Below are 26,149 nucleotides of genomic sequence, written 5' to 3'. Positions count from 1 at the left end.
GTCCGCGCCTAGCCTGCCCGCCGCTTGAGTTGCGCATCGCGGGTCAGGGCGGCGAGGCGATAGGTGGCATGGGCCATTTTCGAATAGGGGAGCGTCACGAAGAAGGCGAGAACCGTGCCCAGGTGCAGCGCCAGTAGCGGCGCGACAAGGCCCGTGCCCGTCGCGGCATAAAGCGCAAGGCCGGTCAGACCCGTCAGGCCCAGCAAGATGACGAAGGCCATTTCGCCACCCCATGCCGCAACCGCCCCAAGCGCGGGATCGGCGCGCAGCTTGAGCATCGCAAGTCCCGCAGCCCCGAGCGTCAGCAAGATGCCCCCCGGCACGCCCAGAAGCTTGGGCAGGCTGAAGAACGGATAGGGGGCGGGCATGTCGAGGACATAGTGCAGGATCGTGCCCGAAGAGGTGGAGGCAAAGCACAGAAGAAAGCCCCAGACCACGGCATGATGGGCATGTTTGCGCGCCACCGAATAGCGGTCGCCCTTTTCGTAGTTGCAACCTTCGGCCGCGCCGCCCGACAGGTTGCGCATCCGCCCCGCATCGATGAGGGCTGCGCGCAGATCGGCAAGTGTGACGGCCGTGCCGCCGACCTCGTGCCAGTAGCGGCGGACGCCCATGGCCAGCGCCAGAAGCGGAAAGAGGAAGGCGGGGGCAAAGATCGCGACCATCGCCGAATGCGAGAGATAGGCATAGAAGCCGTCGCCCGCGCCGGTGCCGAGCAGGCGGATCGCGGCGAAAATGAGCGCGGTGCCAAGGACGAGGGCCGCGGCCAATGCCACGCCATGGGTCTGGAACAGCCGTGCGAAAGCGCCGGGCCAGGCAAAGCGCGCCCAGCTTTCCACCCGCACCTCGGCCAGGGCTGCGGGCAGGTTCAGGGCGAATTCATGCGGCTCGGTATATTGGCAGGCGTAATAGCAGCCCCGGCAATTGTGGCAGAGGCTGGCAAGCTGGGTGATGTCGCCATCCGAAAAGCTGCGTTCGGCAAAGGCCGCCGGGAAGACCGCGCAATAGCCCTCGCAATAGCGGCAGGCGTTGCAGATCTCGACCTGGCGACGGGCTTCCTCGGTGGCGGTGAGGGTGGGGGTGATGTCAAGCGACATGGGCTGCGGCCTCCTGGCCTGCGATGCGTCCGAAAACGGTTCCGATGGTCATTCCGAAGCCGGCCAGATACCCCTCGCCGAGGATCGAACCGGCCATGATCTCGCCTGCGGCCCAGATGTTGTGAAGCCGTGCGCCATGGGCCGAAACCCGTGCCGTGCGATCCACCTTGAGCCCCAGGTAGGTGAAGGTCACGCCGGGGCGCAGCGAATAGCCGTAGAAGGGCGGTTCGGTGATGGGCCGCGCCCAGTTGGTCTTGGGCGGGGTGAGCCCCTCGGTCGCAAGGCCGTCAAGCTCGGTCGGATGGAAATCGCCGCTGCGGCAGGCGGCGTTGAAAGCGTCGATGGTTTCGCGCAGCTTGTTGCCCGGTAGGCCGAGTTTCTGGGCCAGCCCCTCGATCGTGTCGGCGGTTTCGGGGGGGAAGACCGAGGGCATGAACAGGTTCAGCGATTTCGCGTCGATGATGGAATAGGCCACCTGTTCGGGCTGGGCCGCGACCAGACGGCCCCAGATCGCGTAGCGCTTGGGCCAGACATCTTCGCCCTCGTCGTAGAAGCGATCACCGTTCTGGTTCACCACGACCGAGAAGGGCACGCAGTCAAGCCGCGTGACGATGCCGCCGTCGTATTTGGGCGAGCGCCCGTCGATGGCCACGGCATGGCATTGGGTGGGGTCGCCCACGCTGTCGGCGCCCTGGTCGAGCATGTCGCGCAGCACGACGCCCCGGTTGTAGGGCGTGCCCCGGATCAGGAAGTTGCGCGCCGCAGGGCCCCAGGCATCGGCGAGCCAGTCGATATCGGCCTGGAACCCGCCCGAGGCCAGAACGAGCGCGCGGCCTTCGATGCGCAGATCCTTGCCGCCGATGCGGGCATCGAGCCCCTGGAACCGGCCCTCGGCCACGGTGACATGGCGCACCTCGGCCTCGTAAAGGACGGTGACGCCCAGATCCTCGGCCGTGTTGTAATAGGCGTTCACCAGCGCCTTGCCGCCGCCGAGGAAAAAGGCGTTGGTGCGCGAGAGCGACAGGGTGCCCGAGAGCGAGGGCTGGAAGGCGACGCCGTGCCGTTCCATCCACGGCAGGCAGGTTTCGCTGTCGCGGATCGTCATCCGGGCCAGATACTCGTCGGTCTTGCCCTTGGTGACGCGGATAAGGTCGTCGAAATATTCCTCTTCTTCGTAGCTGCCGGTCAGGACCGACAGGGGGCCGCGATGCATGCAGCGGAAATTGCGCGTGTGGCGCGAATTGCCGCCGCGATAGGGTTTCGGCGCGGCCTCGAGCATCACGACGCGCGCGCCGGTTTCCGCAGCTTCGATCGCGGCACAGAGCGCGGCATTGCCGCCGCCGACCACGACCACGTCCCAGGTGATGGCATCTACCCGTGTCATGGGCTTTCCCCTTCGGTTGTCGCGAGATCGCGCAATTGCTTGAGGCGGGCGCGATGCGCCCCTTCGATGTGGCGGCGCATCGCGGCCTCGGCCGCGTCACCGTCATGGGCGCGGAGCGCATCGAGAATGGCGGCATGTTCGGCGACGGCGGCCTGCGCGCGGTCGGCCTCTTCCATGGTGGAGCGGCCAAGGATCAGGAGCGTTTTCTGCACCGCCTCGACCGAGCGCCAGAGAAAGCGGTTGCGCGCGGCATTGAGCAAGATGCCGTGAAACTGGCGGTTCGCATGGTAGAGCCGTTCGGGATTGCCCGAGGCCGCCGCCATTTCGGCGTTGATCGCCTGCAATTCGGCCAGTTCGCTGTCATAGGCGGCGCGCGCGGCGAACCGGGCGGCGGTGCCTTCGAGGACAGCGCGCATCTCGTAGAGCTCGGTCACTTCGGCAAGGTCGAGCCGACGGATGCGCGCGCCCGCACGCGGCTGGTGTTCGACCAGGCCATCGGCCTCGAGCAGGCGGATCGCCTCGCGCACGGGCGTGCGGGAGATGCCCAGACGGTCGGCCAGTTCGGTCTCGGTCAAACGGTCGCCGGGGCGCAGCGCGCCGGACCGGATCTCGGCGATCAGGCGTTCATAGGCATCGCGCCCCTGTCCGGTTTCGGGGCGTCCTTGCGCCTTGCTGTCGGGTTTTTCGGCCAAGGGCCCTCCTTTCGGTTGCAAGTTGCATACAGTTGGATACAAGAGGATGCAATACGGAGATCGCCATGCCCTTGCCCCTCACGCCTGCTGCCCGCGACCGCATTTTGACGCTGGCCCTGGCGACGGCGGGTGTGGCTGTCTTCTGGCTGTTGGGGCTGCCGCTGCCGTTCCTGTTCGGGCCGATGACCGCCTGTCTGATCGCTGCGCTGGCGGGGGTGCGGTTGCGGGGCATGGGGCAGGTTTCGGTCGCGGCGCGCACGATCCTGGGCGTGGCGGTCGGTGCCTCGGTCACCCCCGCGCTGGTGGCGCAGCTGCCGCAGATGGCGTTGTCGGTCGCGCTGATCCCCGTCTACATCATCGCGATTGCCGCGATCGGGGTGCCGTTCTTTCGCAAGGTCTATGGCTTCGACTGGCCGACATCGTGGTATGCCGCGATGCCGGGCGGTTTGCAGGACATGGTGATCTTCGGGCAGGAGGCAGGGGCGGATGTGCGCGCGCTGAGCCTGATCCATGCGACCCGGGTTCTGGTCATCATCACGCTTGCCCCCCTGATCCTGACATTCGGTTTCGGTCAGTCGCTGGACAATCCCATCGGACAGCCCGTGGGCGACATTCCCCTGACCGAGTTGGGGATCATGGTCGTGGCGGCGCTGGTGGGCTGGAAGGGCGGCGAGCGGATCGGGTTGTTCGGAGCCTCGATCCTGGGGCCGATGATCGTGACGGCGGGCTTGAGCCTGACCGACATCATCCATTTCCGCCCCCCGGCCGAGGCGATCCTGGCGGCGCAATACCTGATCGGGATCGGTATCGGGGTGGGCTATGTCGGCGTGACCTTGCACGAATTGCGCCGCGACGTGGCGGCGGGCATCGTGTTCGTGCTGATCCTTGCGGGTCTGGCCGCGCTGTTCACGGAAATCGTGGTGTTCTTCGAATTGGCGCGACCGGTGGAGGGGTTCTTGGCCTTTGCCCCCGGCGGGCAGGCGGAGATGACGGTTCTGGCCATCGTGGCGGGGGCCGATCTGGGCTTTGTGATCGTGCACCACCTGACCCGGATCCTGATCGTGATCAGCGGGGCGCCCTTGGCGGCGCGGCTGTTTCGCGTGTCGGACCGCGACGGGCATGGCTGACGAAAGGGCAGTTATTCGGCGGCCTGACGGACAAGCGGCGCGCGCGCGGCGAGGGGCAGGGTGAGCGTGACCTGAAGCCCGCCCTCCGGCCCGCGGCCAAGGTCTATGGTGCCGCCATGGTTCTGGGCCACGGCCTCGGCGATCGAAAGGCCAAGACCGCTGCCCTGCGACGGCCCCGCCTGACCAAAGCGCGACAGCACGGTGGCGATATCGCCGGGCGCAACCCCGCGCCCGTCGTCGGCGACAGTGATCCGGGCCTGTCCCCCACTGACCGAGAGGGTCACCGCGATCCGCTTCATCGCCGGCCCGCCGTGCAGCAGCGCATTGTCCAGAAGGTTCACCAGCGCCTCGGACAGCATGACCCGGTCGGCGAGCGCAATCACCTCCTCCTCGGGGAGGGTGAGGGCCAGCGTCACGCCACGGGTGCGCGCAGGCAGGCGGAAGCGGTCGGCCACATCTTCGACCAATTCGCCCAGTTCGAGGCTTTCGCTGTGACCTGCCACCACCGTGGCGCGTTCCAGCGTCAGGAGCTTGTTGGCGAGATCGCGGATATGCAGGGCCGAGGCCATCAATTCATCCGCCCGCGCCCGCGCCGCCTGTTCGGTCGGGGCGGAGCGGACCGCCTCGGCCATGGCGAGAACGCCCGCGATGGGATTGCGCAATTGATGGGCGGCATTCGAGACGAATTCCGCCTGCCGCGCCATGGTGGTTTGAAGCTGTCCGAACAAGGTGTTGAGCCGCAGCACGAGGCCCCGGATTTCGGGCGGGACGGGGCGGCGGATCGAGGACAGATCGTCGGAGGACCTGCGCGAGATCGCATCTTCCAGGTCGGTCAGCGGCAAAAGCCCGATCCGCACCCCGAACCAGACCACGAAGGCGACCGTTCCAATCAGGATGGCCATGACGGTGAAGGCGCGGCGCGCGAGGTCGCGCATCAGGGCATCGCGCACTTCGGTGTGCTGCCAGACGGTGACGGTGAAAACGCCGGTGATGCCGTCCACCGTTGTCACGTCGCGCAGGCGCAAGGCCCGGACGGCCTGACCGTGATAGGTGGAATTGTAGTAGGAATAGGGGTCTTCGGACCGTTCTTCGGGTGTTTGCCGGACGGGCGGGGTGGCATAGCCCGTGACGTAATAGCCGTTCGGGGCGAAGACATGATAGAACACCAGCCCGCCCGACGTGTCCGACAAGAGATCGCGCGTTTCGAGCGAGACGGCATTGCCGTTCGAGCGCGCCACATCGCCGGCGACCGCCAAGGCCACGGTCAGAAGGCTTCGGTCGAAGATATCGGCGGCCTTTTCGCGGGCGTCATGGACCTGCCAGAACCCGACGGCCAGGGCGATGGCCAGAAGCGGGCCGAGGATGATCGCCGTCAGCCGAAGACGGAGCGAGGTCGAGGCGTTCATGGCGCCCCCGCCGTCGTTTCGGCCAGGCTGTAGCCGATTCCGCGTTGCACCTTGATCGACAGGCCATGCGGACGCAGCCGTTTGCGCAGCCGCGAGATGTGAACCTCGATCGCGGCTTCTTCGACATCGGCACCGGTGCCGTAGATATGGTCGAGCAGGTCCTGTTTCGATACGGCGCGCCCCTGCGCGGTCAGGAGCCGTTCGATCAGGCTGACCTCGCGGCGGGGCATGTCGATGGGCTGGCCCTCGACCGAGACCTGCCGCGCGTCGCAATCAAGACTGACCGCCCCCAGCGCCACGAGACGCCGCAGCGGTCTGGGGCTGCGCCGGGTCAGGGCGCGGACACGCGCCTCCAGTTCTTCCATCTCGAAGGGTTTGACGAGGTAATCATCGGCACCGGCGTCCAGACCCCGCACGCGGTGTTCGGTTTCGGTGCGGGCGGTCAGCATGAGCACCGGGCGTTCATCGCCGCGCGCGCGCAGGTTGCGCAAGATGGTCAGCCCATCCGTGCCCGGCAGGTTGATGTCGAGGATCAGGAGGTCCGAGGTTTCGCGGCGCAAGAAGGCATCGGCGGCATCCCCGTCCGACAGCACGTCGACGCCATGGCCAAGGTCTTCAAGCCGGTAGGCAATCCCCTTGGCCAGTCCGTCGTTATCCTCGACCAGAACGATCCGCACGCCGCGGTTCCTCCCCCCAGACCTTTTTCTCGTGACACGACAGCTTGACGCAAGGTTCGCAGGTCACACAATGCGCGGCAAGGGCGAAACAGGCCCTGCTTGATCTGCCGTGGGGAGGAGCCCGCGGTATCTTTGGGAGGATATCATGAGCCAATTTTCCACCACGCGCCGCGTGGCCCTGTCGCTTTGCGCCGTTTCGGCGCTGGCGCTGACTGCCGGCCTGCCGACTGCTGCGCAGGCGGACCTCGCGGGCGAGACCGTCGAATTCGTCATCCCCTTCTCGGAATCGGGCGGTTCGGCGCGTTGGGCCAACTTCTTTGCGCCCCTGCTGAACGAAGCGCTGGCCGGCAATCCCACGGTCGTCGTGGGCTATCGCCCCGGTGCGGGATCGACGGCGGGCGCCAACTGGTTCCAGGAACAGACCACCGATGACGGCACGCTGATCTTCGGCACCTCGGGCTCGACCCAGTTCCCCTACCTGCTGCGCGATCCGCGCGTGCGCTACGAATACCGCGATTGGCAGCCGGTTCTGGCCTCGGGCACCGGCGGTGTCGTCTATCTTCCCGCCGATCTGGGCGCGCGCTTCGATGGCGACCTGGATGATCTGCAGGACGAATTCTTCATCTTCGGCAGCCAGGGTGCGACGACGCTCGACCTCGTGCCGCTGCTGGCCTTCCAGATGCTTGGCCTCCAGGTCGAGCCGGTCTTCGGGATCGAGGGTCGGGGCGATGGCCGCCTGATGTTCGAGCGCGGCGAAGCCAACATCGATTACCAGACCTCGTCTGCCTATATCGCGAGCGTCCAGCCGCTGGTCGATCAGGGCCTGGCCGTTCCGGTGATGAGCTGGGGCGTTCTGGATGACGCGGGCGATATCGTGCGCGATCCGACCTTCCCCGACATCCCGACCTTTGCCGAGGTGTGCGAGGCGACGGCGGGCTGCGAGACCGAAGGCGTGGCCTGGGATGCATGGCGTGCCTTCTTCGTGTCGGGCTTTGCGGCGCAGAAGCTGGTCTACCTGCCCGGTTCGGCCTCGCCCGAAGTGGTCGCGATGTACCAGGACGCGATGGCCGCGATCCTTGCCCGTCCCGATTTCGCCGAGATCTCGGCGGCGGAACTGGGTGTCTATCCCCAGATGATCGGCGACGCGGCCGTGGTCGCGCATGAGGCGGCGATCACCGTCTCGGACGAGGCACGGGAATTCGTGCTGAACTGGCTGCGTGACGATTACGGCGTGACGCTCCAGTAACCGGCGCTTTCCAACCCCCCGCGCGAGTGGCTCGCGCGGGGGATCGCGCCAGAGTTTCCCGGAGGAACAGACCATGGACATCATGACGATCGCCTTGCCGGCGTTGGGCGAGGCATTGGCCCTCGTATTTCACCCGACACAACTCATGTTCCTGTGCGCAGGTGTGCTGTTGGGTCTGTCCATCGGCGTCTTGCCGGGTCTGGGCGGGATCGCGGGCCTGTCGCTGGTTCTGCCCTTCATGTTCGGGATGGACCCGGTCGCGGGTCTGGCGCTGATGGTCGGTCTGATCGCGGTCATCCCGACATCGGATACGTTTTCCTCGGTGCTCTTGGGGATCCCCGGATCATCGGCAAGCCAGGCGACCGTGCTGGACGGTTTTCCGCTGGCCCGCAAGGGCGAGGCGGGCCGGGCGCTGGCAGCGGCCTTTGTCTCTTCGCTTTACGGCGGGCTTTTCGGCGCGCTGATCCTGACCTGCATCATTTTCGTCGCGCGCCCCCTGATCCTTGCCTTCGGCTTGCCCGAGATGCTGATGATCACGGTCCTCGGCATGTCGATGGTAGCCATCCTTGCCGGGCGGGTGCCGATGAAGGGCATCATCGCCTGTGGTCTCGGGCTATTGCTGGGCACCATCGGTTCGGCCCCTGCGGGCGGATCGCTCAGGATGTCGACCTATGACATCCCCTATCTCGTGGACGGGTTCCAGCTGGTGATCGTGGGTCTGGGCATCTACGCCATTCCCGAGGTCGTGTCGCTGTTGCGGCAGGACAAGCCGATCTCGAATTCGGGCACGCTGGGGCGCGGTTGGCTGGACGGGTTGCGCGATTGGTGGCGCAATAAGTGGCTGTCGACCAAATGCGCGGCCATCGGTGTCGTCGTGGGCGTGATCCCCGGTCTTGGCGGATCGGTCGTGGACTGGATCGCCTATGGCTATGCCGTGCAATCGACCAAGGATCGCGACCGGTTCGGCCAGGGCGACATTCGCGGCGTCATCGCGCCCGAAAGCTCGAACAACGCCAAGGAAGGCGGCGGGCTGGTGCCTACCTTGATCTTCGGCATCCCGGGGTCGGGGTCTATGGCGGTGTTCCTCGGCGGTCTGGCGCTGCTCGGCCTGTCGCCGGGGCCGTCGATGATCCGGCAGGATCTGGACATCACCTATACGATCGTCTGGTCTCTGGCTCTGGCCAACGTGATCGGTGCGGGGCTTTGCGTGCTCTTGTCGGGGCAGATCGCCAAGCTGACCACGATCCGCTTCACGCTTCTGGCGCCCTTCCTGTTCATGATGATCGCCTTCGCGGCCTTCCAGTCGCGGCAGTCGCTGGGGGATCTGGTGGCCCTGGTGGGGATCGGCCTCATCGGCATCTTGCTGCGCCGGTTCGATTTCTCGCGCCCTGCCTTCCTGATCGGGTTCGTTCTGTCGGCGCAGGCCGAGCAATTCGTGAACATGGCGACGCAGATCGCCTCCGCCCGGTTCCGGCGCGGGTTCGAGGCGGGGCTCGATTACATCGTCACCCCCATCACCGTGACGCTGCTGGTTCTGACGGTCCTGTCCATCGTCATCGGCATCCGCCAGTCCAAGAACATCCGCGAGAACATCGACACCCATACCGGGACCAAGCGCGCGCCCTTCGTGTTCCTGTTGGCGATCACCGCTTATGTCGTGATCTCCATCGGGGATGCGGCCACGATCACCCGCTTCGGCGACAAGGTGTTCCCGCTGAGCGTGGGTCTGGTGACGCTCGCCGCCTGTCTGGCGCTGATCGTGCGCATGATGCGCCGCCCCGAGACGGATGACGTATTCATCGATCTCGAATCCGGTGGGGCCGATGCCGAGGCACCGCAAGGCCTGTGGTGGACCCTGTCGTGGTTCCTGGGGCTTTTGGTGCTGACCGGGCTCTTCGGGCTGGTGATCGCGCTCTCGATCTTCTTTGTCGGCTTCTTCCGGCTGCGGGCGGGATTGTCCTGGGCCAAGGCGGCGCTTCTGGCGGCGGCGGGTGTCGGCTTCATCATCTTTCTTGCCAGCACGCTCGGCCGCGATTTCCCGCCGGGGCTGCTGCAGGAATTCACCAATCTGCCCTGGCCCCTGAGATGAGCCATGGGCGGAGAAGAAAGCGGGGGCGGCGCAACGCCCCCGCCTTTGCCGGGCCAAAGGCCCGGTTCCTTCCATTCTGGGTTTGAAAACACGGGCTGACAGATGACACAGGCGGCGATCCCCTATCTTTTCCTGCGCGGCGGCACCTCGCGCGGACCCTATTTCCGGCGCAGCGACCTGCCTGCCGATCTTGACCAACTGGCCGAGGTGCTGATGGCCGTCGTGGGGGCTGGTCATCCGCTCAACATCGACGGGATCGGCGGCGGCAATGCGGTCACGACCAAGGTCGTGATGCTGTCGCGCTCGGAAGAGGCCGATGTCGATGTCGATTATTTCTTCGCGCAGGTTTCGGTGACGGAGCGGCTGGTCGATTTCGCGCCGACCTGCGGCAACATGCTGGTGGGCGTGGGCCCCGCCGCCATCGAGATGGGGTTGGTGCCCGCGCAGGACGGCGAAACGCCGGTGCGCATCCGTGCCGTCAACACCGGCGCGCTGGTCGAGGCCGTGGTGCAGACACCGGGCGGGCGTGTGACCTATGCGGGCGAGGTCGAGATCGCGGGCGTGCCGGGCACAGCGGCACCCGTGGCGCTCAATTTCCTTGATGTCGTGGGGTCGCGGACCGGGGTTATGTTCCCGACCGGGCAGCGGACCGACGTGATCGGCGGGATCGCGGTGTCCTGTGTCGATGTGGCCATGCCGATGATGATCGCGCGCGCCGCCGATTTCGGGCTGACGGGCTACGAGACGCAGGCCGAACTGGACGCCGACAAGGACCTGTTCGCCCGGATGGAGGCTGTGCGGCTCGAGGCCGGGAAACTGATGGGTCTGGGCGATGTGACGAAATCGGTCGTGCCCAAGATCGGCCTGATCGCGCCGCCCCGCGCCGAAGGGGCGCATCTGACCGCGCGCTATTTCATGCCCTGGGAAACGCACCCGTCGCTGGCGGTCACCGGGTCCCAATGTCTGGCTGCCTGCGCGATTGCGCCTGGAACGGTCGCAGAGGGCGTGGCCGCGCCGGTCGCAGGCTCGCCCGAGATGATCCGCATCGAACATCCGATGGGCGAGATGGAGGTTCTGGTGACCTTCACCCGCGACGGTGACGCGTTCGAATTCCATTCCGCGGGCGTGGTGCGCACCGCGCGGCTGATCGCGCGGGGTGAGGTCATGGTGCCCGCGCAACTCTTGGAGGGCTGATCCGATGGGGGCATCGGGGCTGCATGTCTTCGACATGATGGCGCGGGCCGTGGCGCAGGAAGGCACGGGCACCTGTTTCGCGCTTCTGGGCGATGCGAACATGAATTTCGCCACCCGCCTGTCCGAGGCAGGGACGCGGATGGTCTATGTTCGCCATGAACACTGCGCTGTGGCCGCCGCCATGGCCTATGCCCGCAAATCGGGCGAGGTGGGTCTGGCGACCGTGACCTGCGGGCCGGGGGTGACACAGCTGATGACGGCTTTGCCTGCCGCCGTGCGGGCGCGCATTCCGATGGTCGTTCTGGCCGGTGAGGCACCGATTTCGAAAGGCTGGTACAACCAGGCGATCGATCAGGCCCCTTTCGTCACCGCGACAGGGGCCAGCTACCATGCGCTGCATTGGCCCGATCGGTTGCCCGTGGCGATCCGCGATGCCTTCCTCGAGGCGCGGATGACGCGCAAGCCCGTGGTTCTGGGTGTCCCCTTCGATCTGCAGCATGGGGCGTGGACTGGTCCCGCCGCTTTGCCCGCACCCTCGACCGCGATCCTGCCCGAGGTCGGGCCGATCCCCCCCAATCCTGCGGATGTGGCGCGTGCCGCCGATCTGGTCGCGGGGGCGGGGCGCATCGTGGTGATGGCGGGTCTTGGCGCGGCCGAGGCCGGGGCGGCGGCGGCCTGCCGCGCGCTGGCCGAAAGGCTCGATGCGCCGCTGGCCACCAGTCTGCCAGCGCGGGGGCTTTTTGCAGGCCATCCCCATTGCCTTGGCGTGGCGGGGGGCTTTTCCTCCGATGTCGCGCGCGCCGTTCTGGCAGAGGCTGATCTGGTGATCGCCGTGGGCTGTTCGCTTGCCTCGCACAATGCCGATGCGGGCAAGCTTTGGCCCAAGGCGCGGGTTTTGCAGATCGATACCGATCCGCAGGCGGTGTCGCAGGGTCGGCTTGCCGCCCATGCGCATCTGCGCGCGGATGCGCGGCTGGGGGCAGAGGCGCTGGCGGCAGCGGTCGCCGCGCGGCCTGTCGCGCTTTGCACGCCCGAGTTGGCGCAGCGGATCGCCACCACCCCCGCCGATGGCAGCGCTTTCGCGCCCGAGCCCGGCCTGCATGATCCGCGCGACGTGGTGGCCGCACTGGAGGCGCATCTGCCGGGCGATTGGCAGATGGTGAATTCCTCGGGCCATTGTTCCTATTACGTGGCCCATATGCCGTCGCGGCCCTTTGACCGGTTCCTGACGATCCGGGAATTCGGGGCCATCGGCAACGGCACCTCCTTTGCCATGGGGGTTGCCGCCGCGCGGCCCGGTGACACGGTTGTCCTGTTCGATGGGGACGGCAGCCTGTTGATGCATGTGCAGGAGCTGGAGACGATCCGGCGGCACGGGATGAACATCCTGATCATCGTTCTGAACGACCGTGCCTATGGGTCCGAGATCCACAAGCTCAGGGCCGAGGGTTTGGCCGATGACGGTGCAGTTTTCGGTCCCACGGATCTTGCCGCCATCGCGCGGGGCTTCGGCATCGGGGGCGAGACGATCACCGATCTGGCGGCTTTGCCCGAGCTGATCGCGGGCTTTGCCCGCACGGGTGGTGCGGCTGTTTGGGACGTGCCGATTTCCGACCGCGTGTTTTCCCCCGTGATCCGCCGCGCCCATCCCGAGCTTGCGGCCCAAAATCCGTGACGAGGCAGACCGAGATGAAGGTTCATATCCTTGACGATTGGTTCGACACGCTGCGGACCTTGCCCAGTTTCCGCCTGCTCGACGGGCATGAGGTGACGGTCTGGAACGACCATACCGATGATGTGGCGCTGCTGGCCGAGCGCCTGCAACCGGCCGAGGCGCTGGTACTGTTCCGCGAACGCACGGCGATCACGGCCCCCTTGCTGGAGCGCCTGCCGAACCTGCGCCTTATCAGCCAGCGCAGTGTCTATCCGCATGTCGATGTGCCCGCCTGCACCGCCAATGGCGTCCTGCTTTGTTCCAACATGCATGCCGATGCACCATCGGTTGCGGCGGCGGAACTGACCTTTGCGCTGATCCTGTCTGCGGCGCGGCAGATCCCGCAACAGATGGCGGCCCTGCAGGCGGGGCAGTGGCAACTGGCGCCCGGCCAAACCCTGCGCGGGCGGCGGCTTGGGCTCTATGGCTATGGGCGGATCGCGAAGCAGGTCGCGGCCTATGCGCAGGCATTCGGTATGGAGGTGGTCTGGTGGGCCTCCGACAGGGGGCGGGAACGGGCGATGGCGGATGGCGAGCCCGTGGCGGCCAGCCGGACCGCGTTTTTCGCCGACAGCGATTTCGTGTCGGTCCATGTGCGGCTGAAACCCGAGACCAAGGGGATCATCACGCGCGATGATCTGCTGGCGATGAAACCGACGGCAAGTTTCGTGAACACCTCGCGCTCGGGGCTGGTGGAAAAGGGCGCGCTCGAGGCCGCCCTGGAGGCGGGGCGGCCCGGGTGCCTTGCGCTCGATGTCTTTGACCGCGAGCCGATGACGCCCCCGGTCGATCCGCTGGTGCTGCACCCCCGCGTGATCGCCACACCCCATATCGGCTATGTCACCGAGGATGAACTGGACCTGCAATTCGCCGACATCTACGCCCAGATCAACGCCTATGCGGAGGGCGCGCCGATCAACATGATCAACCCCGAGGTGCGGGGCTGATCCTTTCAGGCGCGGGCCGGGGCAGGAAAGACCAGACCGTCCATCAGCTTGCGCGCCGTGCGCAGGCTGCCTGCCGCCCTGATGCCGCCCTCCGCGTCGCGGTCCAGCATCACCTCGGCCATGCCGGTCGGGTGTTCGATGCGGAAAAGATCATCCGGGGGAAGCATCGCCAGCCGCGCCGCCGGCCCCTTTGGCAGGAGACAGGCCGCCGCCACGCTGACAGCGGCAAACACCCCGATGGAGGCGTGGCAGCGATGCGGGATGAAGCTGCGGGTGCAGATCGTGCCACCCGCGCCGGTGCCCGAGACAAGCGTCATCTTGGGCACCGATTTTCCCGCCACGTCGCCCAGCCCCATCATTGGTCCCGCGACAAGCCGGATCGCCTCGATCCGTGCCTTGAGCGCCGTATCGGCGTCGAGCGCCTCGCGGCTTTCCTGTCCGCTCAGGCCCAGATCGGCCGCGTCCATCACGACGATGGGCATGCCCATGTCGATGAGCGTGCAATCCACCCCTTCGATCCGGTCGACGGCCTGACCCGTGGGCAGCATCGCCCCCCCGGTCATCGACCCGGCAAGCCCGGTGAACATCAGCGGCACGGCGGCATGGCGTCCGGGAACGCCGTCGATCGCCGCCCGGCCATCATAGCTTACCCGCCCGCCCGGTGTGGCGATGCGGGCCAGCGCGATCTCGCCGGTATTGCGCATGTGGATGCGCACAGGCGTTTCGCCCATCCGTGCCGGAACCAGCCCGCGTTCGATGGCTGCCGGGCCCACACCGGCAAGGATGTTGCCGCATCCCTGCGCGTCCGAGACCAGCGCCTGGTCGACGAAAACCTGCAAGAACAGGTAATCCACATCCGCATCGGGCCGTGACGGCGGCGACAGGATCGCCACCTTGGAGGTCAGGGGGTCGCCGCCCCCGATCCCGTCGATCTGCCGCGCATCTGGCGAGCCCATGATCCGCAGCAAGAGATCGTCGCGCAGACCCGTGTCGGCGGGCAGATCGTGCGACAGGAAATAGGCCCCTTTGGACGTGCCGCCCCGCATCCAGAGACAGGGGATGCCGTCCGCCTCAGACATAGCGCAGGCCCTTTTGCGCCAGCTTTTCGCGCATCTCGTACATGTCGAGGCCCAGTTCGCCTGCAGCAAGTCGGGCGCGCTTGGCCTTTTCGGCGGCAAGGCGGGTCCGGGCGGCGGCCAGCACCGTCTCGGCCTCGGCCCGCCGCACGACAACGACCCCGTCATCATCCGCGACGATCACGTCGCCAGCCTCGATCGATTGGCCGCCGCAGACGATGGGCACGTTGACCGATCCCAGCGTTTCCTTGACCGTGCCCTGTGCGCTGATCGCCTTGGCCCAGACGGGAAAGCCCATGTCGCCAAGATCGCGGATGTCGCGCACGCCCGCGTCGATCACCAGCCCCACACAGCCGCGCGCCATCGCCGATGTCGCCAGAAGATCGCCGAAATAGCCGTCGGTGCAGGGCGAGGTCGGGGCCAGAACGAGGATATCGCCCGGCTGGACCTGTTCGATGGCCACATGCAGCATCCAGTTGTCGCCGGGCGGCGCGCTGATGGTGACGGCCGATCCTGCGATGCTGGCCCCGGTCCAGATCGGGCGCAGGTGGGGCGCAAGACAGCCGCGCCGTCCCTGCGCCTCGTGCACGGTCGCGACCCCGGCCATGCCAAGCCCGGCGATGACCGATGCATCGGCCCTGTCCACGTTCCGGATCACCACACCGCCCATCTACCCGTTCCTTTCGCTGTCATGTCTCGTGTCGGAGGCTGCCTGCCCGGCTCAGAGCACGTCGACCGTGCGGGGAAAGATCGACTGGAACCCTTCGGCATAGCGGCAATCGCGTCCCCCGGCCTGTCCCCCGGAATTGCGCTTGAAATGGTTGGCGCGCTGCTCGGCCACGCGGGTGTAATACTCCCACAGATGGACCTGCCCGTTCATCTCTTCCATCGCGGCGCGTTTCTGGTCCCAGACGGGGGTGATGTCGAGGAACGTGTCGGGCTTCCATCCCATCTGCTCGGTCTGGTGCGGTTCGAAGAGGTACAGCTGCGGCGCGCCAAGAACCTTTTCGCCGGGGTTGTGGCCCCAGGCCTGCGCGATCATCCGGCATTCGAGCGCCACCTGCGTCATGTACATGTGGTCGGTATTGTAGGGGTCGTATTGCGAATGGCTCATCATGAAGGTCGGCTGCACCGCCCGGATCAGGTCGACGAGCCGCATCTTGTCGTCCTGCGACAGGTGCAGGGGGTAATCGCCCAGGTCGAAGCATTCCAGACGATGGACCCCCAGAACCCGTGCCGCGGCCTCTGCCTCGGCGCGGCGGATCGCCTTGACCTCCTCGAGCGATTTGCCCTCTTTCCAGAGCTTCGCGCTTTCGCCGCGTTCACCAAAGGACATGCAGGCGACGGTCACCTCGTAGCCGAGCCGGGCATGAAGCGCGATGGCCCCCCCGCAGCGCCAGACGAAATCGGCGGCATGGGCCGACAGGACGAGGGCGGTCTTCTTGGTGGTCATGGCAGGGCCTTCGGATAATGGGACGCTTGCGTGTTGCTCTCATGCGCGACCGGTCCGGGGCAATTCGAAAGCCCGTCCCGCAGCATAAGTATTTGCTATAATGGAATTGCGGCGGCGGGCTATCCCTGTAGAGTTTCCATGCTGTGACCGGTCATGGTGAGGGATGGACATGCCGACAGAACACAAACCCGAAAGACTGGCCTTCGTAGGCTTTGGAGAGGCGGCGACAGCCTTCCTCGATGGCTGGGCGGATGGGCGGCCCGCGCATGTCGCGGCCTTCGACCTCAAGACCGAGGATCCTTTGACGGCTGCCGGGATGCGGGCGCGCTACGCCGCGCACCGGGTCCATGACGCAGGCACGCTGGCGGGCACGTTGGACGGGGTCACGGCGGTGTTCAGCGTCGTGACCGCCGATCAGGCGCTTGAAGCGGCGCGGGCCGCGGCCCCGCATGTGCCACCGGGCTGCATCTGGTTCGACTGCAATTCCTGCGCGCCCGATACCAAGCGACAGGCGGCCGGCATCATCGACGGCGCGGGCGGGCGTTATGTCGATGTGGCGGTCATGGCCCCGGTCCATCCCAAACGCCATCTCGTGCCGCTGCTTGTTGCCGGTCCCCATGCGGCCGAGGGCGTGGCCCTGCTCGAATCCTTGGGGATGCGCCCCAAGCCCGTCGGCGATGCGGTGGGGGCTGCGTCGAGCATCAAGATGATCCGCTCCGTCATGATCAAGGGGATGGAGGCGCTGACGGCGGAATGTTTCCTTGCCGCCCGCCGCGCGGGGGTGGAGGAGGCGGTCATCGCCTCGCTCGAAGCATCCGACCCCGGCGTCGATTGGCGCGGGCGGGGGGCCTATAACCTCGAACGGATGCTGGTGCACGGCACCCGCCGCGCCGCCGAGATGCGCGAGGTGGCGGCGACGGTGGCGGCGCTGGGCCTGTCCGACGGGATGAGCCGCGCCACGGCCGAATGGCAGGCGGCACTGTCGCGGCGCGGGGTCGAGGCGGGCGAACCTGACCTGATCGCCCGGATCGACCGCGCCCTGTCGGCCTTATGAAACCCCGCAATCTGCGGCATTTCCGGGTTTTCCTTGCGGTCGCCGATCTGGGCACGCCCACGGCTGCGGCCGCACGCTGCGGCGTGTCGCAACCGGCTGTCACGCAGGCCCTGTCCCGGCTGGAGGCGGCGGCAGGCGGTGCCTTGTTCGACCGCAGGCGCAAGGGATTTTTCCTGACCGATCGCGGTCTGCTGGTGCAGTCCCGGCTGCGGCGGGGGATGGAAAGGCTGGATGGTGCGCTGGCGCAGGTGGCCCCGCGTCTGGTGCTGACCGCCACATCGGCGCAATTGCAGGCGCTGATCGCCATGGTCGAGACGCAGAATTTCACGCTGGCGGCCCGCGCGCTGGGGCTGGCGCAACCCACCGTCCACCGGGCCATCACCCAGATCGAGCGCGAGGCCGGGCGACCGCTGTTCGACCGGAGCGCCTTTGGCGTCGTCGCGACGCGGCCCTGTCGCGATCTGGCGCAGGCCGCCCGTCTGGCTTTCGCCGAATTCGATCAGGGCGAGGCGGAACTGGCCGACCATGACGGGCGCGAGGTCGGGCGCATCGTCATCGGGGCCTTGCCGCTCGCAAGGTCCGTGATCCTGCCCGAAGCCATCCTTGGCTTCAGGGCCCGTCGCCCGAAAACGATCATCGCCGTTCTTGATGGGCCCTATGACGAGATGCTGGCCGGATTGCGCCGGGGCGAGATCGATCTGATCATCGGCGCGCTGCGCGACCCGCAACCCATCGCCGATGTCGTGCAGGAGCCGCTGTTCAACGACCAGCTGGCCGTTCTGGTTCGACCCGGCCACCCGCTGGCAGGGCAGGGGACGGTCGCGCCCGCGCAGCTCGTCACGCAGTCCTGGGCCGTGCCGCGCAGGGGCACACCCGCGCGGACCCAATTCGACTCCCTTTTCGCGGCGCGGGGCCTGCCGCTGCCCGACAGCATCGTGGAGTGCGGCTCGGTCCTGTTGATGCGCGAATTGCTGCGGCGGAGCGACATGCTGGGCTGCATTTCCGGGCAGCAGGCGGGGGCCGAATTGCGCAACGGCTTGTTGTCCACGCTCGACATCGGCATCGACTGGCCCGGTCGCAGCATCGGGTTGACGTATCGCCGGGACTGGATGCCGACACCGGGTCAGCGCCTGATGCTTGGGGAATTGCGTCGCGCCGGGGCGGAGGTGGCGGAGAGATCGGCCTAGCGGTCGCGCCCGAAGCGGGCATACAGACCATCGAGCGTGTAGCTTTCGCTCACGGGCCCGAAATCCTCGGCACCGAAATTCTCGTCCACCGGCAGACAGCCGCGACCGCAGATCTGCCGGATGCTGCCGGTCCGGCCATCGACGAACCACAACCGGCCCCCCGGCGTGCTGACCCAACCGTTCACGCCCATGCGCATGTCGCCTTCGACATCCTGGATCGAGGGGACCTCTCCGTCATAGGCCGGGTCCCATGCGGCATGGGTATGCCAGCTTGATGCGACCACGAATCCGTCCTCCACCGGCAGGGAGGCGCAGGATGCCGGCCCACCCCAGCTGACCTTGGTCGAGGAATAGGCGCCGTTCGCATGGCGCAGAACATATCCGCAAACCTCGCGGTTGAACCGGATCGACAGCGTGTTCATGGATTCCATCAGCGCCATGACGAAGGCGGTTTCCTGTGCGCTTTGCGCCGTTGACGGGATGGGCGCTATTGCGACGATGGCCGCCATGAAAACGGCGGCGATACGCGAGAGCGATCTGGTCATGGCGGCACTCCTTGCAGGCAGGGATCACGACAAGCTGATCCCAGCTTACAGTGAAAATCCGCTCAATCCAGTCAAACGCGGCACACGGGGCTGGACCCACGCCCGCGACCGCTTATCTTGGGACTATCTGGATAGAGCGCCGATCAAGGAGGGAATGGCATGTCCCGCATGGAATCCATCGAAGTGGCCGTCGCCACGCCCGCAGTGGTCAGTTCGGACTTCGCGAACGACCCCGACATCCAGCTCTGGCTCAAGATGGGGCGCGCGGCGTTTTTCTTCTGCCTCTGGACCTCGATGGCGATCCCTGTCGCGCTGATCTATTACGCCCGGTTCTGAACCGGCGCTGCGCCCTCGGCGCGGTTCCGTGCGCTCAGGCGCGTGCTTTTGTGTGGCTGCGCACGAAGGCTTCGATCTCCGCCGCGGGGCGCGCACCGGTCAGGCGCGCCACCTCTTGCCCGTTCCGGAACAGGATCAGCAACGGGATGCCGCGGATTCCGTAGCGCTGGGATGCATCGCCATGGACCTGCGTGTTGATCTTGGCGAAGCGCGCATGGGGTGACAGGGCCTGCGCCGCCTTGGAAAATTCGGGGGCCATCGCCCGGCAGGGGCCGCACCACGGTGCCCAGAAATCCACCAGCAACGGCAGTGTGTCCTTGGTTTCCGCCTTGCGCAGGGTCGCGGTGTCGATGTCGTGGACCTTGGCCTCGACCAGTTTCGCGCCGCAGGTGCCGCATTTGGGATGGGCCGACAGCCGTTCGGCGGGCACGCGGTTGACGGTCGCGCAGGACAGGCAGGTGATGTGGTGGGACATGGCTTGGTCCATTAGATGATCGTGTCAATCATCTGGGGTCTTTCCGGTCGCGGCGCAAGTCTTGGGCGTGGGTGCCTTTGCGCGGGGGGCTTGGGTGCGCCTGAAGGCGCACCCTACGCAAACTCATCCGTGCCCAACGGTAGGGTGCGCCTTCAGGCGCACCACCCCCACGCCACTCCATATCCGCGGCGTTTACGTTTCAGCGCGTGAACTTCTTGTACTTCAACCGCTTGGGTTCCAGCGCATCGGGGCCGAGGCGACGCTTCTTGTCTTCCTCGTAATCCTCGAAATTGCCTTCGAACCATTCGACATGGCCCTCGCCCTCGAAGGCGAGGATATGGGTGCAGAGCCGGTCGAGGAAAAAGCGGTCGTGGCTGATGATGACAGCACATCCCGCGAAATCCTCGAGCGCATCTTCGAGCGCACGCAGCGTTTCCACGTCCAGATCGTTGGTCGGTTCGTCGAGCAACAGCACGTTGCCGCCTGCCTTGAGCAGCTTGGCCATGTGGACGCGGTTGCGTTCCCCGCCCGACAGGAGCCCGACCTTTTTCTGCTGATCGCCGCCCTTGAAGTTGAAGGCCCCGCAATAGGCACGGGAATTCATCGAGGCATCGCCCAATTCGATGATCTCGGCCCCGCCAGAGATTTCCTCCCACACGGTCTTGTTCGCATCGAGCGCATCGCGCGACTGGTCGACATAGGACAGCTGCACCGTATCGCCGAAATCCACCGTCCCCTCGTCGGGCTGTTCCTGCCCCGTCAGGATGCGGAAGAGCGTGGATTTGCCCGCCCCGTTCGGGCCGATCACGCCCACGATGCCGCCCGGCGGCAGGGAAAAGGTCAGGTTCTCGATCAAGAGCCTGTCGCCGTAGCCCTTTTTCAAGCCATTGACCTCGATCACCCGCGAGCCGAGGCGGGGACCATTCGGAATGACGATCTGCGCGCGGGAGATTTTCTCACGCTCGGATTGGCCGGCCAATTCCTCGTAGGCGTTGATCCGGGCCTTTTGCTTGGCCTGCCGCGCCTTGGCGCCTGCGCGGATCCACTGCAATTCGCGCTCCAGCGTCTTCTGGCGCGACTTGTCCTCGCGGGCCTCTTGCTCCAGCCGCTTGGCCTTTTGTTCCAGCCAGCTGGAATAATTGCCCTCGTAGGGGATGCCGCGACCGCGATCGAGTTCGAGGATCCAGCCGGTGATGTCGTCGAGGAAATAGCGGTCATGGGTCACGATCAGGATCGTGCCCTTGTATTCGATCAGGTGCTGCTGAAGCCATGCGATGGTTTCGGCATCCAGGTGGTTGGTCGGTTCGTCAAGCAGCAGCATGTCGGGCGCTTCGAGCAGCAGTTTGCACAGCGCCACCCGGCGGCGTTCCCCGCCCGACAGCGTGGCGACCTGCGCGTCATCGTCGGGGCAGCGCAGCGCCTCCATCGCGACATCGATCTGGCTGTCGAGATCCCAGAGGTTCTCGGCGTCGATCTCGTCCTGGAGCTGGGCCATCTCCTCGGCGGTTTCATCCGAGTAGTTCATCGCCAGCTCGTTGTAGCGGTCGAGCTTGGCCTTTTTCGCCGCAACGCCCAGCATGACGTTGTCCCGTACGTTCAGGCTCTCGTCCAGTTCCGGCTCCTGCGAAAGGTAGCCGACGCGCGCGCCCTGCGCCGCCCAGGCCTCGCCGGTGAAATCCTTGTCCATCCCCGCCATGATGCGCATGAGCGTGGATTTGCCCGCGCCGTTCACGCCCACGACGCCGATCTTCACGCCCGGCAGAAAGTTCAGGCGGATGTTCTCGAAGCATTTCTTGCCGCCCGGATAGGTCTTGGAGACGCCATCCATGTGGTAGACATATTGATACGAGGCCATGTGCCGCTCCGTCCTGGTGATACGAGGTTGGACTGCCATGTAAGGCTTTGGGCCGGGATGAGCAATCGGGGGCGGGCCGTGGCGTTGACTTGGGGTCCATGCGGCCCCATCAAGACGCGCCCAGATATCGGGAAAACATAGCCCTTGCCCTTGCGATCCGATCTTCCCCTTGCGCGTCCCGGCCAGACCATCGGTCTTTTCGGCGGGTCTTTCGATCCGCCTCATGCAGGGCATGTCCATGTGAGCCGCGAGGCGCTCAAACGGTTCGGACTTGATCGTGTCTGGTGGCTGGTCAGCCCGGGCAACCCGTTGAAACGCAATGGCCCCGCCGCGCTGGACCGGCGCATGGCGGCGGCGCGCGCGATGGTGACGCATCCGCGCATTCTCGTCACCGATATCGAGGCGCGGATCGGCACCCGCTACACGGCCGAGACGCTGGAACGGCTGATGGCGCTTTATCCCGGTGTGCGCTTCGTGTGGTTGATGGGGGCCGACAACCTTGCGCAATTCCACCGCTGGCAGCGCTGGGAATGGATCATGGACAACGTGCCCGTTGGCGTTCTGGCCCGCCCCGGACAGGGCATTTCGGCCCGAAGTGCCAAGGCCGCAACGGTTCATCAGGCCGCCCGCCTGCCTGCGATGGGGGCGCGGCTCTTGCCCCATGCCCGCCCGCCGGCCTGGTGTTTCGTGAACCTGCCGATGGTCGATCTGTCCTCGACCGCGATCCGGGCGCGGGGGGATTGGTAGCGGACCTGCGTCGAATCCCTTGAGAGCTTGGGCGCGCTACGGTTAACTGGTTAAAGATTTAAGTCTTTTGGTTAGTGGTCATGCCGTCGCGTCGCGCTTTTCTGACCGGGGTCGCAGGATTTGCAGCCGCGCCCGCATTCGGGGCCGCGCCCAGCACCTCGCTCCGTCCCGTCATCCGGCCCGAAGGGTTTTTCCGGCGTGCCGTCACCTCCGGCGCCACGCTGATCGAACAGGCGCGGCTTGGCGGTCGGGTGGGCTATGCGGTGGCCGATGCGGCGACGGGCCGGATGCTCGAGGTGGTCAACCCGCTCGTCGCCCTGCCGCCCGCCTCTGTCGCAAAGGCCGTGACCTGCGCCTATGCGCTCGACCGGCTTGGGCCGGGATACCGGTTCCGCACCAGGATCGTGGCGGACGGCACGCTGGCCGATGGGCGGCTGGATGGCGATCTGTGGCTGGTCGGGTCGGGCGATCCGCTGCTCGACACCGATACGCTGGCCGCGATGGCCTCCGACTTGCGGGGCTTGGGCCTGCACGAGGTGCGGGGGCGGCTTATCCTTGCCGAAGGCGCCCTGCCGCAGGTCTTCCAGATCGATCCTGACCAACCCCAGCATGTCGGCTACAACCCCGCGATCTCGGGGCTGAACCTCAATTTCAATCGGGTGCATTTCGAATGGGCCCGGCAGGCGGGCGAGTACCGCGTCACGATGGATGCGCGGTCCGAAACGATCCGTCCGCCGGTTCAGATCGCCCGGATGCGGATCGAGGACCGGGCCGCGCCGCTCTACACCTATGCGCAGGTCGAAGGCCGCGATCACTGGACCGTCGCTCGCGCTGCATTGGGCAACGAAGGGGCGCGCTGGCTGCCGGTGCGGCGACCCGGTGCCTATGTCGCCGAAGTCTTCCAGACGCTGGCGCGGTCCAATGGCCTGACATTCCGCAGCGTGGAATTGGCCGATGCGCCGCCGCCCACGGCCACGATCCTTGTCGAACATGTCAGCGAACCGCTCGAAGATATCCTGCGCGGCATGATGCGCTGGTCGACCAACCTGACGGCCGAGGTCGTGGGCCTTCTGGCGACGCAGGCAGGTGGCACGCGGCCCGCAGATCTGCGCGCTTCGGCTGCGGCCATGTCGGATTGGATGCGGGACCGCTTGGGGGCGCGGCAGGCCGATTTCGTCGATCATTCCGGGCTGGGGGATCAAAGCCGGGTGCGGGCGCAGGATATGGTCGCGGCCCTTGTCGCGGCGGGGCCGAACGGCCTGTTGCGCGGCCTGATGCGCGATATCCCGATGCTCGACGCGCAGGGCAACCGACGCGCCAATCCCCCGGCCGAGGTGGTGGCCAAGACCGGCACCCTCAACTTCGTCTCCTCGCTTGCGGGGTATGTCCGGACCAACACGGGCCGTGACCTCGCCTTTGCCATCTTTTGCGGGGATGTCGAACGGCGCGCTGCCCTGTCCGTGGAGGAACGCGAAAATCCGCCCGGCGGGCGCGATTATTCCGGTCGTGCGCGACGGCTGCAGCAGCAACTGCTCGACCGATGGGCCATCGTCCACGGCTGACGCGCACCCTGTCATCATTCCGATACGCAACCGTCACGCGCCTGTCACCGCCTTGCGGCATGGCGGGCGCGCTGACCCATCTATCGGAGATCGTCGATGACTTACCGTCCGCTGATGCTGACATCCGCGCTGGCCCTGCTCGCCGCCACCCCTGCGCTGGCGCAGGAGATGAATTTCAACCGCATCGCGTCCTTTCCCGTTGCGCTGAACACGCCCGATGCCGAAGAAACCTCGGCCGAGATCATCGCGGCCACTGGCGATGGCATGATGCTGGTCTATTCCGACAGCCCGGCGGGCGTGATCGGCTTCATCGACATCACCGATCCTGCCAACCCCGTCGCGGCAGGTGCCTTTGCCCTGCCCAATGGCGAGCCTACTGCCGTTTCCGCGCTGGGCCAGACCGTGTTCGTGGCCGAGAACACCTCGGAAAGCTACACAGCCCCTTCGGGCGTGCTGCACGCGATCGACGCAGGGACCCGCGACGTGCTCGCGTCCTGCGATCTGGGTGGCCAGCCGGACAGCACCGCCGTTGCCCCCGATGGCAGCTTCATCGCGGTCGCCATCGAAAACGAACGTGACGAGGATCTGGGCGATGGCCGCGTGCCGCAGATGCCCGCCGGTTACCTCGTCATCCAGCCCTTGGACGCAAACGGCGCGATGGATTGCGCGGCGCAGATCCGTGTCGATCTGACGGGCCTTGCCGATATCGCCCCCGAGGACCCCGAGCCGGAATTCGTCGATGTGAACGCCAATGGCGAGATCGTCGTGACGATGCAGGAAAACAATCACATCGTCGTCGTCTCGGCCGCCGGCGAGGTGTTGAGCCATTTCTCGGCAGGCACCGTGACGCTCGACACTGTCGATACCGAAGAAGAGGGCGCGCTGACCTTTGACGGTCGTCTTGTCGATATCCCGCGCGAACCGGATGGGGTGCAGTGGATCGACACCGATCATGTCGCCATCGCCAACGAAGGGGACATGGATGGCGGCAGCCGTGGCTTCACCGTCTTTCACCGCGACGGCACCGAGGTATTCGAGGCCGGGATGGCCTTTGAATACGCGGTTGCCGAAATCGGCCATTACCCGGAGGAACGCTCCGGCAACAAGGGCGTGGAACCCGAGGGGATGGAATTCGCGACCTTTGGCGGCGTGCCGATGATGTTCCTTCTGGCCGAGCGATCCTCGGTCGTGGGGGTCTACGACATGTCGAACCCGGCAGCCCCCGTTCTGGCGCAGCTTTTGCCCTCGGGCATCTCGCCCGAAGGGGCTATCGCCATTCCGGGCCGCAATCTGCTTGCGACCGCCAATGAATTCGACGGGCGCGAGGATGGGGCGGCACCGGCCCATGTGATGATCTACGAATACCAGAGCGCGCCTGCCGTCTATCCGCATCTGACGAGCGCGGGCAGTGACGCCCTGATCGGCTGGGGCGCGATCTCGGGTCAGGTCATGGCCGAGGATGGCACGATCTACGCCGTCTCGGACAGCTTCTATGGCATGCAGCCCACGATCTTTCACATCGATGTCAGCCAGACGCCTGCCCGCATCGTCGATGCGATCCGCATCACGCGCGAGGGGCAGCCTGCCCAGCTGATGGATATGGAGGGTATCGCGCTCGATGGCGAAGGCGGGTTCTGGATCGCCTCCGAAGGGCGCAGCGACCGCATCATCCCGCATGCGATCTACCACGTCGGGGCCGATGGCGCGATCGAGGACGTGATCGCGCTGCCGAACGAATTGCTGTCGGTCGAAACCCGCTTCGGCTTCGAAGGCATCACGCGGGTGGGTGACATGCTCTACATGGCTGTCCAGCGCCCGTGGCGCGACGATCCGGCGAACCACGCCAAGGTTCTGGGCTACAACCTGGACACCGAGGAATGGTCGGTGATCCACTATCCCCTGACCGAGCCCGCAACGGGTTGGGTCGGCCTGTCGGAAATCGTGGCCCATGGCGATCACGTCTATTTCGTCGAGCGGGACAACCAGATCGCGGGCGCAGCCGTCACCAAGCTGATCACGCGTGTGCCCCTGGCGTCGCTCGACGCCATGGTGGCACTGGGGGAAACCCCCGCCGTGCTGGACCCCGAAGCCGTGGTCGACCTGATCCCCTACCTGACCGCGACGGGGGGCTATGTTCTGGACAAGGTCGAGGGTCTGGCGATTGCCGCTGATGGCACGATGTGGGTCTCGACCGACAATGACGGGGTCGATGATCATTCGGGCGAGACGATGTTCTTTGCCATCCCTGCCCAGTGACGCGGGCCTGTCCCGGGAACCGGGGCAAGA

At 66.3% G+C, this 26,149-nt stretch carries 23 protein-coding genes; 12 read left to right on the top strand and 11 right to left on the bottom strand.

The window, feature by feature from the left end:
• Nucleotides 1-8: 8 nt before the first annotated feature.
• Genes tcuB through AABA51_RS14020 form a run of 3 tightly spaced genes read right to left on the bottom strand, consistent with a single transcriptional unit; the run spans nucleotide 9 to nucleotide 3,173 of the window.
• On the bottom strand, nucleotides 9-1,097 hold the full coding sequence (gene tcuB / locus AABA51_RS14030; protein ID WP_338272600.1) for a tricarballylate utilization 4Fe-4S protein TcuB: 1,089 nt from the start codon (nucleotides 1,095-1,097) through the stop codon (nucleotides 9-11).
• Entirely contained in the window at nucleotides 1,087-2,481 is a 1,395-nt protein-coding gene (gene tcuA / locus AABA51_RS14025; protein WP_338272599.1) for an FAD-dependent tricarballylate dehydrogenase TcuA, read from the bottom strand. Before tcuA ends, tcuB begins: the two co-directional genes overlap by 11 nt.
• Nucleotides 2,478-3,173, bottom strand: coding sequence for a GntR family transcriptional regulator (locus tag AABA51_RS14020; RefSeq protein WP_338272598.1), 696 nt, complete (start codon nucleotides 3,171-3,173; stop codon nucleotides 2,478-2,480). Before AABA51_RS14020 ends, tcuA begins: the two co-directional genes overlap by 4 nt.
• A gap of 65 nt (nucleotides 3,174-3,238) precedes the next feature.
• Here AABA51_RS14020 and AABA51_RS14015 point away from each other — a divergent pair, with 65 nt between their 5' ends.
• Nucleotides 3,239-4,300, top strand: coding sequence for an AbrB family transcriptional regulator (locus AABA51_RS14015; protein WP_338272596.1), 1,062 nt, complete (start codon nucleotides 3,239-3,241; stop codon nucleotides 4,298-4,300).
• Between the two features lie 11 nt (nucleotides 4,301-4,311).
• Here the strand turns inward: AABA51_RS14015 and AABA51_RS14010 are convergent, their stop codons facing one another.
• Together AABA51_RS14010 and AABA51_RS14005 are read right to left on the bottom strand one after the other, a co-directional pair.
• Nucleotides 4,312-5,706 carry a sensor histidine kinase gene (locus tag AABA51_RS14010; RefSeq protein ID WP_338272595.1) on the bottom strand — a complete coding sequence of 465 codons (1,395 nt, stop codon included), beginning with the start codon at nucleotides 5,704-5,706 and terminating at the stop codon, nucleotides 4,312-4,314.
• A complete protein-coding gene (locus AABA51_RS14005; RefSeq protein WP_338272594.1) occupies nucleotides 5,703-6,383 on the bottom strand; it encodes a response regulator transcription factor in 681 nt (226 codons plus the stop codon). The genes AABA51_RS14010 and AABA51_RS14005 overlap by 4 nt, the downstream gene beginning before the upstream one ends.
• A 145-nt stretch (nucleotides 6,384-6,528) precedes the next feature.
• On the opposite strand from AABA51_RS14005, the gene AABA51_RS14000 reads away from it, so the two are divergent.
• From AABA51_RS14000 to AABA51_RS13980, 5 genes are all read left to right on the top strand, one after another.
• Complete coding sequence (locus tag AABA51_RS14000) at nucleotides 6,529-7,629, top strand: Bug family tripartite tricarboxylate transporter substrate binding protein (protein ID WP_338272592.1); 1,101 nt, start codon at nucleotides 6,529-6,531, stop codon at nucleotides 7,627-7,629.
• A gap of 73 nt (nucleotides 7,630-7,702) precedes the next feature.
• Entirely contained in the window at nucleotides 7,703-9,718 is a 2,016-nt protein-coding gene (locus AABA51_RS13995; RefSeq protein WP_338272591.1) for a tripartite tricarboxylate transporter permease, read from the top strand.
• Between the two features lie 102 nt (nucleotides 9,719-9,820).
• On the top strand, nucleotides 9,821-10,912 hold the full coding sequence (locus tag AABA51_RS13990; protein WP_338272590.1) for a 4-oxalomesaconate tautomerase: 1,092 nt from the start codon (nucleotides 9,821-9,823) through the stop codon (nucleotides 10,910-10,912).
• A 4-nt stretch (nucleotides 10,913-10,916) separates the two neighbouring features.
• A complete protein-coding gene (locus AABA51_RS13985; protein ID WP_338272589.1) occupies nucleotides 10,917-12,587 on the top strand; it encodes a thiamine pyrophosphate-binding protein in 1,671 nt (556 codons plus the stop codon).
• A 14-nt stretch (nucleotides 12,588-12,601) separates the two neighbouring features.
• Nucleotides 12,602-13,573: a D-2-hydroxyacid dehydrogenase family protein gene (locus tag AABA51_RS13980; RefSeq protein ID WP_338272588.1), complete on the top strand. Its 972-nt coding sequence runs from the start codon at nucleotides 12,602-12,604 to the stop codon at nucleotides 13,571-13,573.
• A gap of 5 nt (nucleotides 13,574-13,578) precedes the next feature.
• Here the strand turns inward: AABA51_RS13980 and AABA51_RS13975 are convergent, their stop codons facing one another.
• Genes AABA51_RS13975 through AABA51_RS13965 form a run of 3 tightly spaced genes read right to left on the bottom strand, consistent with a single transcriptional unit; the run spans nucleotide 13,579 to nucleotide 16,102 of the window.
• Entirely contained in the window at nucleotides 13,579-14,652 is a 1,074-nt protein-coding gene (locus AABA51_RS13975; protein WP_338272586.1) for a 4-oxalomesaconate tautomerase, read from the bottom strand.
• Nucleotides 14,645-15,319 carry a 4-carboxy-4-hydroxy-2-oxoadipate aldolase/oxaloacetate decarboxylase gene (locus AABA51_RS13970; protein ID WP_338272585.1) on the bottom strand — a complete coding sequence of 225 codons (675 nt, stop codon included), beginning with the start codon at nucleotides 15,317-15,319 and terminating at the stop codon, nucleotides 14,645-14,647. Before AABA51_RS13970 ends, AABA51_RS13975 begins: the two co-directional genes overlap by 8 nt.
• Nucleotides 15,320-15,370: 51 nt before the next feature.
• Nucleotides 15,371-16,102, bottom strand: coding sequence for a PIG-L deacetylase family protein (locus tag AABA51_RS13965; RefSeq protein ID WP_338272584.1), 732 nt, complete (start codon nucleotides 16,100-16,102; stop codon nucleotides 15,371-15,373).
• A gap of 169 nt (nucleotides 16,103-16,271) precedes the next feature.
• Between AABA51_RS13965 and AABA51_RS13960 the strand changes: the two genes are divergently transcribed.
• Together AABA51_RS13960 and AABA51_RS13955 are read left to right on the top strand one after the other, a co-directional pair.
• A complete protein-coding gene (locus AABA51_RS13960) occupies nucleotides 16,272-17,156 on the top strand; it encodes a DUF1932 domain-containing protein (protein WP_338272583.1) in 885 nt (294 codons plus the stop codon).
• Nucleotides 17,153-18,343 carry a LysR family transcriptional regulator gene (locus AABA51_RS13955; protein ID WP_338272581.1) on the top strand — a complete coding sequence of 397 codons (1,191 nt, stop codon included), beginning with the start codon at nucleotides 17,153-17,155 and terminating at the stop codon, nucleotides 18,341-18,343. The genes AABA51_RS13960 and AABA51_RS13955 overlap by 4 nt, the downstream gene beginning before the upstream one ends.
• On the opposite strand, the gene AABA51_RS13950 is transcribed toward AABA51_RS13955, so the two are convergent.
• Nucleotides 18,340-18,888, bottom strand: coding sequence for a DUF4329 domain-containing protein (locus AABA51_RS13950; protein WP_338272579.1), 549 nt, complete (start codon nucleotides 18,886-18,888; stop codon nucleotides 18,340-18,342). The two genes, AABA51_RS13955 and AABA51_RS13950, sit on opposite strands and share 4 nt — an antisense overlap.
• Before the next feature lie 159 nt (nucleotides 18,889-19,047).
• Here AABA51_RS13950 and AABA51_RS13945 point away from each other — a divergent pair, with 159 nt between their 5' ends.
• Nucleotides 19,048-19,224, top strand: a complete 177-nt coding sequence (locus AABA51_RS13945; protein WP_338272577.1) for a hypothetical protein — start codon at nucleotides 19,048-19,050, stop codon at nucleotides 19,222-19,224.
• A gap of 34 nt (nucleotides 19,225-19,258) precedes the next feature.
• Here the strand turns inward: AABA51_RS13945 and trxC are convergent, their stop codons facing one another.
• Nucleotides 19,259-19,699 carry a thioredoxin TrxC gene (trxC, locus tag AABA51_RS13940; protein ID WP_338272576.1) on the bottom strand — a complete coding sequence of 147 codons (441 nt, stop codon included), beginning with the start codon at nucleotides 19,697-19,699 and terminating at the stop codon, nucleotides 19,259-19,261.
• A gap of 199 nt (nucleotides 19,700-19,898) precedes the next feature.
• Complete coding sequence (gene ettA / locus AABA51_RS13935) at nucleotides 19,899-21,554, bottom strand: energy-dependent translational throttle protein EttA (RefSeq protein ID WP_338272575.1); 1,656 nt, start codon at nucleotides 21,552-21,554, stop codon at nucleotides 19,899-19,901.
• Nucleotides 21,555-21,704: 150 nt separating this feature from the next.
• Between ettA and AABA51_RS13930 the strand changes: the two genes are divergently transcribed.
• From AABA51_RS13930 to AABA51_RS13920, 3 genes are all read left to right on the top strand, one after another.
• Nucleotides 21,705-22,301: a nicotinate-nucleotide adenylyltransferase gene (locus tag AABA51_RS13930; RefSeq protein ID WP_338276612.1), complete on the top strand. Its 597-nt coding sequence runs from the start codon at nucleotides 21,705-21,707 to the stop codon at nucleotides 22,299-22,301.
• Between the two features lie 80 nt (nucleotides 22,302-22,381).
• Nucleotides 22,382-23,863, top strand: a complete 1,482-nt coding sequence (gene dacB, locus AABA51_RS13925) for a D-alanyl-D-alanine carboxypeptidase/D-alanyl-D-alanine endopeptidase (protein WP_338272574.1) — start codon at nucleotides 22,382-22,384, stop codon at nucleotides 23,861-23,863.
• Between the two features lie 96 nt (nucleotides 23,864-23,959).
• Nucleotides 23,960-26,119 carry an esterase-like activity of phytase family protein gene (locus AABA51_RS13920; RefSeq protein WP_338272573.1) on the top strand — a complete coding sequence of 720 codons (2,160 nt, stop codon included), beginning with the start codon at nucleotides 23,960-23,962 and terminating at the stop codon, nucleotides 26,117-26,119.
• Nucleotides 26,120-26,149 lie beyond the last annotated feature (30 nt).

Source organism: Roseicyclus marinus, assembly GCF_036322625.1.
Classification (GTDB): Bacteria; Pseudomonadota; Alphaproteobacteria; order Rhodobacterales; family Rhodobacteraceae; genus Roseicyclus; species Roseicyclus marinus_A.
This window is presented reverse-complemented; position numbering and strand designations above follow the sequence as displayed.

What these genes read in the sequence shown, in the direction of transcription:
- AABA51_RS14000 (WP_338272592.1), top strand. Translation starts at nt 6,529, where the DNA reads ATGAGCCAATTTTCCACCACGCGCCGCGTGGCCCTGTCGCTTTGCGCC.
- tcuA (WP_338272599.1), bottom strand. Translation starts at nt 2,481, where the DNA reads ATGACACGGGTAGATGCCATCACCTGGGACGTGGTCGTGGTCGGCGGC.
- AABA51_RS13985 (WP_338272589.1), top strand. Translation starts at nt 10,917, where the DNA reads ATGGGGGCATCGGGGCTGCATGTCTTCGACATGATGGCGCGGGCCGTG.
- AABA51_RS13995 (WP_338272591.1), top strand. Translation starts at nt 7,703, where the DNA reads ATGGACATCATGACGATCGCCTTGCCGGCGTTGGGCGAGGCATTGGCC.
- AABA51_RS13945 (WP_338272577.1), top strand. Translation starts at nt 19,048, where the DNA reads ATGTCCCGCATGGAATCCATCGAAGTGGCCGTCGCCACGCCCGCAGTG.
- AABA51_RS13970 (WP_338272585.1), bottom strand. Translation starts at nt 15,319, where the DNA reads ATGGGCGGTGTGGTGATCCGGAACGTGGACAGGGCCGATGCATCGGTC.
- AABA51_RS13980 (WP_338272588.1), top strand. Translation starts at nt 12,602, where the DNA reads ATGAAGGTTCATATCCTTGACGATTGGTTCGACACGCTGCGGACCTTG.
- AABA51_RS13975 (WP_338272586.1), bottom strand. Translation starts at nt 14,652, where the DNA reads ATGTCTGAGGCGGACGGCATCCCCTGTCTCTGGATGCGGGGCGGCACG.
- trxC (WP_338272576.1), bottom strand. Translation starts at nt 19,699, where the DNA reads ATGTCCCACCACATCACCTGCCTGTCCTGCGCGACCGTCAACCGCGTG.
- AABA51_RS14015 (WP_338272596.1), top strand. Translation starts at nt 3,239, where the DNA reads ATGCCCTTGCCCCTCACGCCTGCTGCCCGCGACCGCATTTTGACGCTG.
- AABA51_RS13990 (WP_338272590.1), top strand. Translation starts at nt 9,821, where the DNA reads ATGACACAGGCGGCGATCCCCTATCTTTTCCTGCGCGGCGGCACCTCG.
- tcuB (WP_338272600.1), bottom strand. Translation starts at nt 1,097, where the DNA reads ATGTCGCTTGACATCACCCCCACCCTCACCGCCACCGAGGAAGCCCGT.
- AABA51_RS13965 (WP_338272584.1), bottom strand. Translation starts at nt 16,102, where the DNA reads ATGACCACCAAGAAGACCGCCCTCGTCCTGTCGGCCCATGCCGCCGAT.
- AABA51_RS14010 (WP_338272595.1), bottom strand. Translation starts at nt 5,706, where the DNA reads ATGAACGCCTCGACCTCGCTCCGTCTTCGGCTGACGGCGATCATCCTC.
- AABA51_RS13920 (WP_338272573.1), top strand. Translation starts at nt 23,960, where the DNA reads ATGACTTACCGTCCGCTGATGCTGACATCCGCGCTGGCCCTGCTCGCC.
- AABA51_RS13960 (WP_338272583.1), top strand. Translation starts at nt 16,272, where the DNA reads ATGCCGACAGAACACAAACCCGAAAGACTGGCCTTCGTAGGCTTTGGA.
- AABA51_RS13955 (WP_338272581.1), top strand. Translation starts at nt 17,153, where the DNA reads ATGAAACCCCGCAATCTGCGGCATTTCCGGGTTTTCCTTGCGGTCGCC.
- AABA51_RS13950 (WP_338272579.1), bottom strand. Translation starts at nt 18,888, where the DNA reads ATGACCAGATCGCTCTCGCGTATCGCCGCCGTTTTCATGGCGGCCATC.
- dacB (WP_338272574.1), top strand. Translation starts at nt 22,382, where the DNA reads ATGCCGTCGCGTCGCGCTTTTCTGACCGGGGTCGCAGGATTTGCAGCC.
- ettA (WP_338272575.1), bottom strand. Translation starts at nt 21,554, where the DNA reads ATGGCCTCGTATCAATATGTCTACCACATGGATGGCGTCTCCAAGACC.